This is a genomic window from Sandaracinaceae bacterium, assembly GCA_020633055.1.
Lineage (GTDB): Bacteria > Myxococcota_A > Polyangia > Polyangiales > Houyiibacteriaceae > JADJJE01.
Map to the genome: position 1 here is coordinate 18,307 of JACKEJ010000016.1, position 14,860 is coordinate 33,166.

General features: G+C 70.2%; 10 protein-coding genes. 4 read left to right on the forward strand and 6 right to left on the reverse strand.

Annotated features, from left to right (window positions below; translation table 11 throughout):
- Nucleotides 1-2: 2 nt before the first annotated feature.
- Nucleotides 3-662, reverse strand: a complete 660-nt coding sequence (locus H6726_30860) for a tetratricopeptide repeat protein (protein MCB9662082.1) — start codon at nt 660-662, stop codon at nt 3-5.
- 81 nt (nt 663-743) lie between these two features.
- Here H6726_30860 and H6726_30865 point away from each other — a divergent pair, with 81 nt between their 5' ends.
- Nucleotides 744-1,460, forward strand: coding sequence for a 2TM domain-containing protein (locus H6726_30865; GenBank protein ID MCB9662083.1), 717 nt, complete (start codon nt 744-746; stop codon nt 1,458-1,460).
- A gap of 2,640 nt (nt 1,461-4,100) precedes the next feature.
- A complete protein-coding gene (locus H6726_30870) occupies nt 4,101-6,827 on the forward strand; it encodes a hypothetical protein (protein MCB9662084.1) in 2,727 nt (908 codons plus the stop codon).
- A 115-nt stretch (nt 6,828-6,942) separates the two neighbouring features.
- Here H6726_30870 and H6726_30875 read toward each other — a convergent pair whose 3' ends face one another.
- The 4 genes from H6726_30875 to sctR form a co-directional block, all read right to left on the reverse strand.
- Complete coding sequence (locus tag H6726_30875) at nt 6,943-8,097, reverse strand: peptidyl-prolyl cis-trans isomerase (GenBank protein MCB9662085.1); 1,155 nt, start codon at nt 8,095-8,097, stop codon at nt 6,943-6,945.
- A gap of 15 nt (nt 8,098-8,112) precedes the next feature.
- Complete coding sequence (locus H6726_30880; protein ID MCB9662086.1) at nt 8,113-9,255, reverse strand: hypothetical protein; 1,143 nt, start codon at nt 9,253-9,255, stop codon at nt 8,113-8,115.
- A 74-nt stretch (nt 9,256-9,329) separates the two neighbouring features.
- Nucleotides 9,330-10,433, reverse strand: a complete 1,104-nt coding sequence (locus tag H6726_30885) for a hypothetical protein (GenBank protein MCB9662087.1) — start codon at nt 10,431-10,433, stop codon at nt 9,330-9,332.
- 183 nt (nt 10,434-10,616) lie between these two features.
- On the reverse strand, nt 10,617-11,393 hold the full coding sequence (gene sctR / locus H6726_30890; protein ID MCB9662088.1) for a type III secretion system export apparatus subunit SctR: 777 nt from the start codon (nt 11,391-11,393) through the stop codon (nt 10,617-10,619).
- A 208-nt stretch (nt 11,394-11,601) separates the two neighbouring features.
- Between sctR and H6726_30895 the strand changes: the two genes are divergently transcribed.
- Nucleotides 11,602-12,033, forward strand: coding sequence for a PaaI family thioesterase (locus H6726_30895; GenBank protein MCB9662089.1), 432 nt, complete (start codon nt 11,602-11,604; stop codon nt 12,031-12,033).
- Between the two features lie 9 nt (nt 12,034-12,042).
- Nucleotides 12,043-13,698: a serine/threonine protein kinase gene (locus tag H6726_30900; protein MCB9662090.1), complete on the forward strand. Its 1,656-nt coding sequence runs from the start codon at nt 12,043-12,045 to the stop codon at nt 13,696-13,698.
- A 149-nt stretch (nt 13,699-13,847) separates the two neighbouring features.
- On the opposite strand, the gene H6726_30905 is transcribed toward H6726_30900, so the two are convergent.
- On the reverse strand, nt 13,848-14,852 hold the full coding sequence (locus tag H6726_30905) for a glutamine synthetase beta-grasp domain-containing protein (GenBank protein MCB9662091.1): 1,005 nt from the start codon (nt 14,850-14,852) through the stop codon (nt 13,848-13,850).
- Between the last annotated feature and the right edge of the window lie 8 nt (nt 14,853-14,860).

The window sequence follows — 14,860 nt, forward strand, 5'->3', positions numbered from 1 at the left end:
CCCTACCCCGCGAACATCCCGCGCACGCGCCAGGTCCACTGCTTGCGGCGCAGGTAGGCGGGCAGCGTGCGCCACGTGTCGCGCAGCTCGGCCAGGGCGCGCGCGGCGTCGTCGGCCTTGCCCTGCTTGGCCCGGGCGCGCGACAGCTTGTACCAGCCGTCGATGGCCGAGCTGTTGGTGTCGACGTAGTGCTCGTAGGCGTCCTCGGCGTCGGCGTAGCGCTCGAGCTTCATGAGCACGTCACCCGCCGCGCGATAGGGCTCGCCGAAGCCCGTGCGCGGGTCGATGCCCACCGCGTCGATGAGGGACGAAAGCGCCTCCTCGTGACGGCGCAGGCGCGCCTGGGCGAGCCCCGTGAGGAACAGCAGCTCGGCGTCGTCGGGGTGCCGCTTGCGCGCCTCGTCCAGCAGCGTGAGGGCGCGCTTGGGCCGGGAGCGCTCGAGGTACACGCGCGCCAGATCGCGGCGCGCTGTGGTGTTGGCGGGGTTCGCGGCGATCTGCGAGCGCAGGGCCCGCACGCGCCCGGCGGTGCGCATCAGCACGTACGGGTCCGGGATGAAGTCGCGCAGCAGGAAGATGACGACGACGCCCGCCAGCACGGCGGGGTGGTCCACCAGATACCAGAGCGCCATCATGAGCAGGTAGTACGTCCAGTAGCCCATCGGCCCGGACCTTCTAGCCTGCTCGCGCCCGTCGCGGCAACCGCTCTCGACGCGCGCGCGACTTGGGCCAATACTCGTGCGGTGAGCGGACGTACCTACGATCGCGACGAAGTCGAAGCCATCCTCAAGGTCGCGCTCGAGCGCGCCGACACCGTCGAGGGGCTGACGCGGGCCGAGCTGAGCGAGGTGGCCGCCGAGGTCGGTATCCCCGTGACCGACCTGGACGGCGCCATCGAGCTGATCGAGCGCGAGCGCGAGGTGCAGGCCAGCATGACGCAGATCGTCGCCGAGCGACGCCGCGGCTTCTACTGGGCGCTGGGCAACGCCACCATCGTCACCAGCTTCTTGGCGGTGATCGACTTCGTTCAGGGCCCCGGCTGGTGGGTCCCCTACGTGGCCGCTGCGTGGGGCATGGCGCTCACGTTCCGCGGGCGTCGCGCGTTCTTTGCTCCGTCGGAGGACATCGAGAAGCTGGCGCGCAAACGGCTCGCGAAGGAGTGGCGCAAGCGCGACTGGAAGAAGCGCGAGCGCGAGCTGCCGAAGGCGGTGGAGGCCGGGGCCGCGGCGCTCATCGAGGCCGCCGCGCGCAAGATCGCGGAGCGCATCGAGCAGGCGGGCACACGTCCCCCCCAGGGTGCGCAGCAGCGCGTACGCGTGGACCCAGCGCCGAAGGCGGGCCGGCAGGTGCGGGTAGACGCGAGCGGTGCGCCTACGGAAGCCGGAGCGAAGGAGGCCGAGCTCGAGCGCGACACATCCTTCCGCGCGCACGTCGCGCGGCAGCGTGAGCAGGAACGCTGAGGGCCTGCGGCAAAGTCCCGCCGCGGGGCGGACTGTCCTGCTCGGCGCCACCGCAAATAGAAGAATGCGGCCGTCCCGCCGAACACCCGACCGCAGTCCACGAGAGGCAGTCCGCCTCCGAAGCGGGCGGACTTCGAGCACGCGATCACCTTCGGTTGCTGCCCCGGACTTTCAGTACTTTCAGTCCGGGGTGCCCCTATTCGCGGACAGCTACCCTTTCTGAGACACCCTCTCAGTCCAGGGTGCCCCAAGACATGGATATGCCCAGGGCCACCCGGTAGCGCTGGCCCCCCCTTGCCGCCGCGAGCGGAATTCGCCAAATTAGGGACTCGGTGGTGCGTTCTTTGGCGCCGCGGGTGGAGCCTGCGGCGTGGTGTGCGGGTCGAGAGGTCGTGGGGCATGTCCGTCAAGAGCGGGTTCGTGTTCGTGTGGGTGGCGCTGTTCGTCGGCGCGACGGTCGCGAACCGGCGGCGATGGGTCCATGGGGCAGTGCGACACCGCCGACGACTGCACGGTCAACGCATGCTCGGTGGCGACATGCGAGGCCTCGCGCTGTGTGGTGACACCCGTCGCGGACGGCCCGCCACCGGCCATCGACCAGATCGGCGGGGACGGCCAGCGCATCTGGTGCGTGGCCGGGCAGGTGCGCAACCAGAACGACGACAGCGACACCCCCTCCGGGAACAGCTGCGCGACGGGCTCGTGCTCGGGTGGCGTGCCCATCGTCACGCCGGCGCCCCTCGGGACCGCCTGCGACGAGGTCGCTTCTGGCGTGTGCAACGGCGACAGTCAGGCCCCCGCGTGTGTGGGGTGCAACGCCCCGGCGGACTGCACGGCCCTGCCCGCCGATGACGAGTGCCAGACTCGCACCTGCGTGGATCACGTGTGTGGGCAGTCCTTCACGGCGGCCGGGACGCCCGTCGCGCTCCAGACGCCGCGCGACTGTCAGGAGCTGCAGTGCGATGGCGCGGGTGGTGTGACCGCGACCGTCGACGACGCGGACCTCCCGGACGACCACAACGACTGCACCGATGACGTTTGCACGGACGGAACGCCCTCGCACCCCAACCTGGACAACGGCACGACATGCGGCGACGGGACGTTGACCTGCGATGGCACGGGGCAGTGCATCGGCTGTGTGGACCCCGCGCAGTGCGGTGACGAGACCTTCTGCGCGACGAACACCTGCACGCTGAGCGTGTGTGGACGCGCCCTCACGATGGCGGGCATGCTGGCGCCCCCGGCCGTTCAGGAGCCGGGCGACTGTCAGACACTGGTGTGCGATGGCGAGGGCGGGCTCGCTCCGATCCCCGAGGACACGGACCTGCCGCTGGACGACGGCGACGAGTGCACCACGCAGGTGTGCGTGGACGGGGCGCCCATGTTCCCGCCCGCGCCCATCGACACGCCGTGCGCGTCCGGCGGCTCCTACTGCGATGGGAGCGGCACGTGCGTGGGGTGCACCACGGGCGCGCACTGCGGCGCCGACACCGCCTGTGTGCGCTACGTGTGCGTGAACAACGGGTGCTCCGTGCTGGTGTCGCTGCCTGGCACGGCCATCCCGGGCAGCAGCCAGGTGGCGGGCGACTGCCAGGTGCTCTCGTGCGGCGCGGCGGGCGGCGTGCAGTCCACGCCCGACGACAACGACGTGCCCGTGGACGACAACGACTGCACGGACGACGAGTGCAACGGCGGCGTGCCCAGCCACCCCCCGGTGAACGCAGGTGGAGCCTGCGGGGACGGGTCGCAGATGTGCACCGACGACGGGCGCTGCGTGAGCTGCTTCGACGCGTCCGACTGCACGGGCGGCACGTTCTGCGGGCCGCGCGCGTGCGTGGCCGGGAGCTGCGTGACGGCGCCGCTCCCGCCAGGCACCCCGCTGGACGACGAGGTGCAGACCCCTGGCGACTGTCAGCGGATGCAGTGCGACGGCTCGGGTGGTGAAGAGGTGGTGGTGGACAACTCGGACGTGCCGAGCGACACGAACAACGAGTGCACCTCGGCGTCGTGCGACGAGGGTGTCCCCGGGTCGTTCCCGCTGCCGACGGGCACGGGCTGCAGTGTCGGCGGCGACGTGTGCGACGGCAACGGCACGTGCGTGGAGTGCAACGCCAACGCCGAGTGCGGCACGAGCACGGACTGTCGCGTCCACACATGCGTGAACCACGTCTGCCAGGTGCAGGACGTGGCGGCGGGCACCCCCGTGGCCAGCCAGACCGCGGGCGACTGTCAGGAGGTGCGCTGCGACGGGAACGGCGGCACCACCAGCGTGGCGCTGAACAGCGACACCCCGAACGATCAGAACGAGTGCACGGCCGACACCTGCAACGCGGGCACGCCCCAGTCGACCCCGACACCCAACGCGTCGTGCGGCACCTCGGGCATCTGCAACGCGGGTGGCCAGTGCGTCGGATGCAACACGGCCGCGGACTGCGGGACGGACTCGTTCTGTCGATCGTACGCCTGCGTCGCGAACACGTGCGAGGTGACCAACACCGCGCCGAACACGCCGCTGCCCGCGGGCAGCCAGGTGGCTGCGGACTGCAACACGCTCGTGTGCGACGGCGCGGGGGGCACCACCACCACGCCGGACCCGGTGGACGTGCCCGTGGACGACGGGAACGAGTGCACGGTGAGCGCGTGCTCGAACGGGACCCGTGCGGCACCAACACGTTCTGCGCGCAGTTCTCCTGCAACGCCGGCGCATGTCAACAGACCAACACCGGCGCTGGCGTGGACCTCCCCTCGGGCAACCAGTCGCCCGGCGACTGCCAGGTGCTGGAGTGTGACGGAAACGGCGCCGTTCGTTCCGTGGCGCTGAACACCGACGTGCCGAGCGATGGCAACGCATGCACGGAGGACCGCTGCACCGCTGGCGTGCCGAGCAACCCGAACCGCCCACTGAACTACGTCTGCCGCAGCAACGACTACTGCGATGGCGCCGGCAACTGCGTGGACTGCAACACCGCGAGCCAGTGCGGCACGGACACGTTCTGCCAGACCTTCACGTGCAACGCGCAGACGTGCGGGACGATCAACACCGCGGCGGGCACGGACCTGCCGGCAGGTAACCAGACCACGGGCGACTGCCAGGTGGTGGAGTGCGACGGGCTCGGCGCGCCACGCAGCGTCGCGCTGGACACGGACGTCTTCGTGGACGGAAACGACTGCACGGACGACCTGTGTACGGCGGGCACGCCCAGCAACCCTGCCTCGGCGATGGGCGCCGCGTGCATGATGGGCGGCGACTACTGCGACGGCGCGGGCAGCTGCCTCGAATGCCTGACCAACGAGCACTGCGGCACCAGCACGTTCTGCCACACCTACACCTGCAACGCGGGGGTGTGTAGCGAGAGCTTCGCCACGATGGGCGCGACGCTGCCAACGGGACAGACGGTGGGCGATTGCCAGTCGCTGGTGTGCAACGGGACCGGCGGTGTGACCAGCGTCGCGCTGAACTCGGACCTGCCCAACGACATGAACGCCTGCACGAGCGACTCGTGCGTGGCGGGCGCGCCCACGTACACCAACGTGACCAATGGACAGGCGTGCGGCGGGAGCGGCATGTGCCTGAACGGCAACTGCGTGGGCTGCGTGGTCGCTTCCGACTGCGGCGTGAGCGACTTCTGCGTGACGTACACGTGCAGCGCGATGAACACCTGCGAGGTGAGCTACACGAGCAACGGCACCGCGCTGCCGGGCCAGACCGCGGGCGACTGTCAGCGCCTCGAGTGTGACGGCGCGGGTTCGACGGTGTCGCGGGCGTTCAACAGCGACCTGCCGGTGGACGGCAACGCCTGCACCAGCGACGTGTGCAACGCTGGCGTACCCAGCAACCCGAACCTGCCGCTGAACACGGCGTGTGGGACGGGGGACTTCTGCAACGGCTCTGGCGCCTGCGTGGACTGCAACAGCGCGGCCCAGTGCGGCACCAGCTCCTTCTGTCAGACCTTCACCTGCAACAGCAACACCTGCGGCGTGACCAACACCGCCAACGGCACGGCGCTCCCCAGCGGGAGCCAGACCGCCGGGGACTGCCGTGAGCTCCGCTGCAACGGAGCCGGCGGAACGACGAACGCGGTGCTCAACACGGACCTCCCGAACGACAACAACCAGTGCACCAGCGACAGCTGCTCGGCCGGGACCCCCACGTTCACCAACTTGGCCATCAACACGGCGTGTGGGACGGGGGACTTCTGCAACGGCTCTGGCGCCTGCGTGGACTGCAACAGCGCGGCCCAGTGCGGCACCAGCTCCTTCTGTCAGACCTTCACCTGCAACAGCAACACCTGCGGCGTGACCAACACCGCCAACGGCACGGCGCTCCCCAGCGGGAGCCAGACCGCCGGGGACTGCCACGAGCTGCGCTGCAACGGGGTCGGTGGAACCACCAACGCCATCCTGAACACGGACACGCCCGTGGACGGCAACCCGTGCACGAACGACGTGTGTACCTCGGGCACTCCCAGCAACCCGAACAGCACCATCAACACGCCTTGCGGGAGCGGTGACTACTGCAACGGCTCCGGAGCCTGCGTAGACTGCACCACCGCGACGCAGTGCCCGAACGGCAACCAGTGCCAGTCACGCACCTGCACCGGCAACACGTGTGGGCTGACGGGCCTGGCCAACGGCACGCCGTGCAACGACGGGCTCTTCTGCACTCAGACGGACACCTGCAACGGTTCGGGCACCTGCAACGGCTCGGGCAACCCGTGCAACTCGCAGTGCCAGACGTGCAACGACACCACCAACGTGTGCAACAACCGCACGAACGGGACCGCGTGCAACGACGGTCTGTTCTGCACGCAGACGGACACATGCTCGAACGGCAGCTGTTCCGGCTCGGGCAACCCCTGTGACTCGCAGTGCGAGACGTGCAACGACGTGTCCAACACGTGCCCCGATCGCTCCGCGGGCACCGCGTGCGCCACGCCCGCGTCGGGGCGAAACAACGTGTGCTGGCAGGCCCAGTGCGACGGCTCGGGCACGTGCGGCTACCGCACCAACCGCTTCGGCGGGTCCATGACCGCCAACAGCTCGGCTTATGCCTACAGCAACATCCCCAACTTCAACACATGCACCGGCTGCCACGCGGACTACTCGGGGACACCAGGCAACTTCAGCTTCAGCGAGAGCTGGTCGGAGAGCTCGAGCTACTCGATCTTCGACACGTACTGCGACAACTGGGGCTCCAACAGCGACCGCATCTACTACGGCAACCGACGCGCGGGCTGCGTGCTCTACGTGCTCGACAACGGCATCATGCCGGACGGGTCACCGCGTGGCGCGTGGGACTACGACGACGAGTACCTGCGGTGGTACTGCAGCAGCAGCGGTCCGGGTGGCGGCGTGTTCGGCTGGTGAACGAGGCGCGGGCGGGAGCCGCTGCGGCGCGCCCACGCGCGAACCTCACGACAGCGCGTACGAACACGGGCGCTGGGGGGCTCGCCGCCAGCCGAGCGAAGGCCCGCAGACGAGCTCAGGGCGCCATGTGCGCGGCGCCCTCGGCGGCCATCTGTTCTTCCGTCTCGGGCTCGGCGCCGCGGTGGTTGTGAGCAGGCATGGGCGGAGGCGGCAGGCTGATGTCGCGCAGCACCTCGAGGGGCTGCATCTCGACCCGATGCGACTCGCGCAGGTGCGCGATGTAGGCGCGGTAGGCCCCGTCGCGGGACTCCACGGCCACACGGCGACGCACCGTGGGGAGCACGTCCTCGAAGCTGGGGTGGGCGCCCTCGCGGATGCCGGTGAGCCGCACGATGCTGTAGCGTGGACCAGCGCTGGTGGTCACCTCCAGCGGCGCGCTCGCGATGGGCTCCTCCCGCGTGAGCGTGAAGGCCAGCCGCACGATGTCGGCGTCCACCGGCGCATCGGTGCTCCCCGCGGCGGTCCCGTCCGCAGCGAAGTAGCCGAGGTCGCCGCCTCGCTGGTTGGTCTCGGTGTCGAGGCTGTCGGACTGGGCCAGGCGGCGGAAGGCGCGCAGGTCTCCCGCGCGCACCTGCGCCAGTAGCTCGGCCGCCCGCTCCTCGGTCTCTACGAGGATGTGCGAGACGCGGCGCTGCTCGGCGCGTACGAAGAGCTCCTGGTGGGCATCGAAGTACGCGCGCGCATCTTCGTCGGTGACGTGACTCGGTCCGTTGGGCTCGTCGATCTGGCGGCGCACCACGGTGGCGACGAGGTGGCGGTCTACCAGGGTGCGCACCGCCGGTCGCTCGGCGTAGCCCCGGGCCTCCGCTGCGTGCGCCAGCAGCTTGGCGCGGAAGAGCTCGCGGGCGTGCTCCACCAACCGCTCTCGGTCGGCGAACTGGCGGCGCGCGAAGGGGGAGCGACGCTGCACGTCGTCCTCGATCTCTCCGAGCGTGAGCGTGACGTCGCCGAGGCGCGCAAAGACCTGGTCACGGCGCGCCTGCTCTTCGGTGGCATCCGGAGCGCTTGCGGGGGACGCAGAGGGCCCGAGGGCCCCCTGCCCTGCGCCAGACCCAGCGGGCGCAGCCGTCGCCGTCGGGTGGCCTTGTGCCCTGCGACGCGCGGGCGCAGGCTGCCCCTGGGCGGCGGGGCCCAGGAGGGAGGCTCCACCGAGCGAGAGCAGCAGGGCGAGCGCCGTGAGCGCTCGACGGGTGGGGGTGCGTGGCCGCATGGCCGGGAGCCTATCTCAGTTGAGGCCGATGGCGAGCCCACCGCCGACGTAGATGCCGCTGAAGATGTCGAAGCCGACGTCGGCGCGGATCACGAGTTGATGGATGGGCTTGATGCGCAGCGAGATCTGCGGGGCCAGCCGGAACCACAGGTTGGGCACGCTGCCGCCGTCGAACCACTTGCGGGCGACGACCCCATAGTGGGCGCCGCGCTCGCCGTCTTCGTTGGAGATGGGCTCCATGCCGGGTTCGCCACTCGCGCCCTGACAGTATTGTTCGATGCCGAGGCCGTTCGACCGGGACGCGTCGATGTCGTCGCCCGGCTGCGCCCCACCGGGGCCCCCTCCGATGATGGGCGTGGTGCACGGCTGGAAGCCGCCATGCTGTTCGCTCGGGTACGCCTCGGTGCGCACGAGGTCCCCGAACACGTACCCCACGCCAAGCCCCAATCCGTACTCGAGCCCGATGTAGTCGTTGAACATCGTGCTCCACATGAAGGTCGCGCCGACCATGACCGAGCGCAGGTTGCTGTCGATGATCTCGACGTCGTCCGGGGGATCACCGTTGGCCAGGAACGGACCTTCAGTGGTGAAGTCCGCGTACCACGCGCTGGCGATGATCTCGAACGAGTCGCGGCGGATGGTCAGCTCCAGACCTGCCTGCGGGTTCGAGATGGACGGCGAATGCTGCACGAAGATCTCGACCATGCCGGAGGGGATGAAGTGGTGGTGGTAGAAGCCACCGAGGAAGAAGTACCGCTTGTTCGGGTCTTCGTAGGGATCCGTGCCTCGCCGGACCGTCTCCACGCCGTAGGCCTGCTCGGTGAGCACTTGCTCGTCGGAGAGGATTCCGCTCTGCGTGACGTCGGCGGTGTCGACGCTTCCGTCCGGGCGACGACGAGCGTCGGGGGACGAGGGGGCGGGTGCGCCGCTGTCACCGCTCGCCCCTTCGTCCGTCGCTGGGGGCGGAGGCGGCGGACTGGGCTGGTCTGCCGCAGCAGGGCCGCTCGAAGCAGGCGGTGGCTGGTCCGCCGGTGCGGCCTCCGACGATGGCGGCGTATCGGCCTGGGCGGCGGCGCGCGTGGGCGCCGATGTGGCAACCACGCCTGTGGCGATCGAGAGCAGAAGCGTGAGCGAAGTCCAAGAGCGAGGGTGCGACATGAGTCCTCCGTGCCCTGCTGCGCGGCAGGAGCGCGTGTAGTCAAGTGAGTCGGCGACCCGCCGAGTGTAGCGTGTCACGACGAAATCATCACCTGACGTGCGATATCGAGCCACCAATCGGTGCCCCCGCCGAGCTCGACCACCAGGATGGCCTCGGCGGCAGCCTGGTCTTCGCGCAGGCCATCGGCCACCAGCCAGCCGTGTACGCGCGCGTAAATCAGCACGCGGGTCGCCAGCTCGGCGCGGAAGTGCTCGAAGGGGAACTCGTCGTACCAGTGCATGGCCCACAGCTGATCGAGGACGAAGTCCTGCAGCATGAAGAGCGCGCTCCGGGGCTCCGCGCTGCGGGCCACTCCCCGCTCGAACGCATCACGCCACGGGGGCGGCGCGGTACCGCGCAAGGACGGCCCATCCGCGCTCGCGTCGCCGCGCTCCGAAGTGCAGGCGACGACGGCGTCGGCGAACCACCGCATCACGTGCTCCAGCCGGGTGCTCCCGCGCAGATCGCGTAGCTGCCCGACGAGGGTCCCCCAGTCGCCACCGTCGAGCGGCGGGAAGGCCGTGGGGTACAGCGCCCGCGCAACTTCGTCGACGCTCTGGGCCGCCCGCACGCTCGCCATCAGCGCCCGCTCCGTGTCCCGATACTCGGCGAAGGACGCGCTACGTGAGCGGGTGAGGGGCACGCGCTTGCCCACGCGCATGACCGGCGCGAGCTTGCCCCGCTCCGTGATGGCGGGCAGCGCGTCCTCGACGGTCATGGCCGGGCGCTCTCCCAGCGTGCGGCACGGACACTTGTGCTCGGTGGTGATGCGCCCCCCTTCGGGTGTGGCGGTCAGACTGACGGGGAACTGCTTGCACGCCTGGGGCTTGAGCAGACCCCCCAGCGGCGTGTGGACAGCGCAGCGCCCCTCCTCGAGGAAGATGCAGCTGCCCGACTCGGCGCGCATCACCAGCACGTGCACGTCGTCGCGGGGGTCGTGCGCCACGATGCCGTCGTGCAACACGCGCAGCCGCGCGCGCTCGCCCAGCCGGATGGGGCCGATGGCGTGGATGTCCGTGCAGCACAGGCCATCGCCGAAGCACGCGTAGCGCGCACCGTCGCGCACCACCAGGGGCTCACAGCGAGCGCCGTCCAAGCTGGGTAGGCTCGGCAGGCTCGGCAGGCTCGGCAACTTCACGAGCGCCTCGGGGCGGAGATCGGCGCGGACGGAGAAGGAGGCACACGGGTCACGATGGGTCTCTGCTGGGTTGGGGTGTCGGGGCACGCAGCGCGGCGGCGGACCTTCCGGCGCGAGCCACGCCGGCAGGCAGGCGCCACGGTCGAGGCGTGGGCCGCCGCGGCGCGAAGTAGGGCGCGCTGCTCAGGCAGCGTACCCCAGGACCAGCGCGCGCGAGAGCAGATAGAAGCCGTCGATCATGACGAACAGCAGCAGCTTGAACGGGAGCGACACGGTGGTCGGCGACATCATGTGCATGCCGAGCGCGAGCAAGATGTTGGCGACGACCATGTCGACGACCAGGAATGGGAGGAAGATGAGGAAGCCGATCTGGAACGCCTCGGCGAGCTCGGTCACGACGAACGCCGGGAGCACCACGAGGAAGTCGTCTGGCTGCACGGAGTCACGCTGATCGGCGGGGCGTGCGCGCCGGGCGAGGTCCAAGAACAGGACCCGCTCGCGCTCCCCTGCGTTGTGGGCGAGGAACGCCGCGAGAGGCGCAGCGCCCAGGCTGACGGCCTCGAACACCGCGTCCAGGCTTTCCCCCTCGAAGGGCGCGGCCCGGTCGACGCGGGCGACGGCGGGGGCAGCGGCGTCTTGGACGCGAGCGAAGACGGGCGCCATGACGTAGAGCGACAAGACCGCGGCGAGCGCCGAGATGATGAGGCCGGACGGGACCTGCCCTGCCCCGAGCGCGTTGCGCAGGAGCGAGAAGACCACGGACATCTTGGTGAAGCTCGTCATGGTCATGAACGCGAACGGCAGCAGCGAGAGCGCGACGAGCGCGACCATCGACACGATGGGCTGCCCGGCGAACGACTCGCTCCCTCTGCTGGCGGACTGTGCGGACGCGGTGTGCGGCAGGAGCACCACCGCCGAGGCGAGGCACGCAGCTAGCGCCGTGACGAGTCGATGTCGCATGATGTGCGATGATGAAGGCGCCCTGCGCACAGTCAACTCGAGGCCTGGGTGTCGTCGTCGTCGAACGGCAGCGCATGGCCGAGATCGGCGAGCAACGACCCACGCGGTAGGATCCCGCGCAGACCCGTGATACGGATCGGCCGTGACTGAAGACAGCAAGGACTACGCCCCTGGGCTCAACGAGCGCTTGGGTGGGTACGACTCGGCCATGGGCCTGCGCTTCGTATCGGCCACGCTCGACGAGATCGTCGCCGAGCTGCCCGTCGCGCCCAAACACCACCAGCCGTACGGGCTGGTACATGGCGGCGTGTACGCGGGGATCGTGGAGACCGTGTGCAGCGTCGGGGCGGCGCTCAATGCGTTGCAGCACGGACGCTCGGCCGTCGGTCTCGAGAATGCCACGTCGTTCGTGCGCGCCGCGAGGAGCGGGACGTTGCGTGCGCGAGCCGTGCCGCTGGTGCGGGGTCGGCGCACCCAAGTCTGGGAGGCTCGCATCGAAGACGAGGAAGGCAACCTCCTCGCGCACGGCAAGGTGCGGCTGCTGTGCCTCGAGTCGGGGGCCGCGATGGCCGGTGAGGTCGTTCACGCCAAGAAGCCGGCGCTCAGCTCGCCTTCGGACGACGCGGGCGGCGAGGGCTGAGCGGGCGCGATGACCAGCCCGCCCCAGCCTACCCCGGCACCCGACGAGCTCGTCGGGACGTTGCTCGACGGGCGCTTCGAGATCGAGAAGTTGCTCGGGTCGGGGGGGATGGCGCACGTCTACCGCGCGCGAGACACGCAGCTGGGGACGTTGGTGGCGCTCAAGCTGCTCAAGGACGCCATCGCCGACAACGCGGAGGCAGCGGCGCGACTGCGACGGGAGGCGGAGCTGCTGTCGCGCTTCGCCCACCCTGCCATCGTGGGCATCGAGCACGTGGGGCGCCTGGCCGACGGGCGCATCTACCTCGCGATGGAGTACCTGCTGGGAGAGACGCTGGGGCAGCGCATGCGGGCCCGCAAGCGCCTGTCGCAGGTCGAACTGACGCCCATCTTGGCTGGGGCGGTGGCCGGGCTGAGCGTGGCCCACGCCGGCGGCGTGGTGCATCGCGACCTCAAGCCCGACAACATCTTCCTGCAGGCCCTCCCCGATGGGAGCACACAGGTCAAGCTGCTGGACTTCGGCATCTCCAAGCACGTGGGCCACGAGCGCCTCACGCGTACGGGCCAAGTGCTGGGGACGCCCCGCTACATGGCGCCCGAGCAGCTGGCCGCGGAGAAAAACCTCGACGCACGCGTCGACACCTACGCGCTGGGCGTGATCCTGTACGAAGCGCTGTCTGGCAACCCTCCGTTCCTGGGCGTGTCCCCGAGCGAGCTGGTCCAGGCCATCCTGCACGGTCGCGTGACCCCCATCCGGCACCACGCGCCCGACCTGGCTCCCGGCCTCGAGGTGGTGGTGCACCGCGCGATGGCGCGCGCAAAGGACGCCCGCTACGAGTCGGCCCGCGACCTGTTCGAGGCGTGGTTGGAGGCGCTGGGTGAAGAGCCCATGCGCGCTGCCGCGGACCCCTTGGATCAGACTGACGTCCTGGGGCCCATGGGCCAGCTCCCCGAGCGCAGCGAGGGTGCGACGGTGTCGGAGCCCCCCGCGTCGTTCAGCGACTTCAACGCCAAGGCGGCTGGTACGCCCATCGACGTCCCCGCGCTGCCGGTAGAGCGCGTGAGCGCGGCCGAGACGGCGTACGCATCACCCCGCGCGCGCCGTGCGCAGGCAGCCGCGGCGCCGACGAGCCGCCCACGCACGAGCAACAGGGCACGGGCCGCGGCGAGCCCAGAGCAACGGCGGCTCATGGTGGTGCTGTTGCTGGGCAGCGCGCTCCTCGCAGGGATGTGTCTGGCGGGGGTCTTCGTGCTGGGATGGCGCCAGCTGCACGCCAGCGCGGCGCCGACTCTCGACGGGGGCGCGCGGCCGGCCAGCCCCGAGAGCGCGACCGACGCCCCGGGTGCGGCTCCCGACCCGCACCTCCCTTCCTCGTCGGGTGCAGCGGCCGCTCCTGCAGGTTCCGCGGAAGCGCTGTACGCGCAGGCGGTGGCCGCGCAGGCACGTGGCGACGCGCTGGCCTGCACGCAGCTCGCGGCGGCGGCCCTCCGCGCAGGAGGCCCCGGCACGTACCACCGGACCGAGGGCGAATGCTACGAGGCCATGGGCGACATGCTGAACGCGCTCAAGGCCTACGAACGCTTCTGCGCTGCGGCGCCCGCGAGCGACCCCGACAGGGCCCGCGTGCAAGTCACCGTGCGGGCACACAACGGTCGCTGCGACTGAGCGCGGGCGTCCACCGCGCAGGCCACGCCGCGAAGTTCGGCGCCTCGTCACGGCGGACGCCCAATGACAAACGCCACGAGCCGAAGCCCGTGGCGTTCATCAGGTGGCCTGCGCCGTCGTCGCGAACACGACGCCGCGGTGACCGAGCATCAGTCGCAGGTGGTCTCGAGGAGGAGACGCGCGACGGTGTACGGGTCCATGTTGGCGTTCGGGCGACGATCCTCGAGGTAGCCGTAGCCCTGCAGCTTGGTGGCGAGAGGGATGCGGATGGAGGCGCCGCGGTCGGACACGCCGTACTTGAACTCCTTGTAGGAGCAGGTCTCGTGCTTGCCGGTGAGGCGGCTCTCGATGTCGTGGCCGTAGTTGGCGATGTGCAGCTTGATCTTCTCGGGCTGACCGAGCTTCTCGCAGGCCGCGATGATGACGTCCCAGCCGCCGGGCTCACGCATGGCCTTGGTGGAGAAGTTGGTGTGGCAGCCGGCGCCGTTCCAGTCACCGCGGGCGGGCTTGGCGTCGAAGCTGGCGTCGACCCCGTAGTTCTCGGCCATGCGGCAGAGCAGGTAGCGCGCGACGGTCATGTGGTCGCCCACCTCGGTCGGACCGGCGGGCCCGATCTGGAACTCCCACTGACCCGGCATGACCTCGGCGTTGATGCCGCTGATCTTGAGGCCGGCCATGATGCACGCCTCGAGGTGCTCCTCGATGAGCTCGCGACCCATGACGTTGCTCGCACCGGTGCCGCAGTAGTACGGGCCCTGGGGACCAGGGTAGCCGTTCTCCGGGAAGCCGTAGGGCCGCCCGTTCTTCATGAGCGTGTACTCCTGCTCCATGCCGTACCAGGCCTCCTGGGCCTTGTGCTTCTCTTCGGCGGCGGCGCAGGCGGCGCGGGTGTTGGACGGGTGGACGGATCCGTCGGCCGAGTAGACGTCGCACACGACCAGGATGTCGCCCTCGGCGCGGAGGGGGTCCGGGCACGTGAAGACGGGACGCAGGATGCAGTCGGAGCGGTCGCCCGTCGCCTGGTTCGTGCTGGAGCCGTCGAAACCCCACTCGGGCGGGGTGTCGCCCTCGTCCATGACCTTGGTCTTGGAACGGAGGAGGGGGGTCGGCTCGGTGCCGTCGATCCAAATGTACTCAGCCCTGATCTTAGCCATCGAAATTC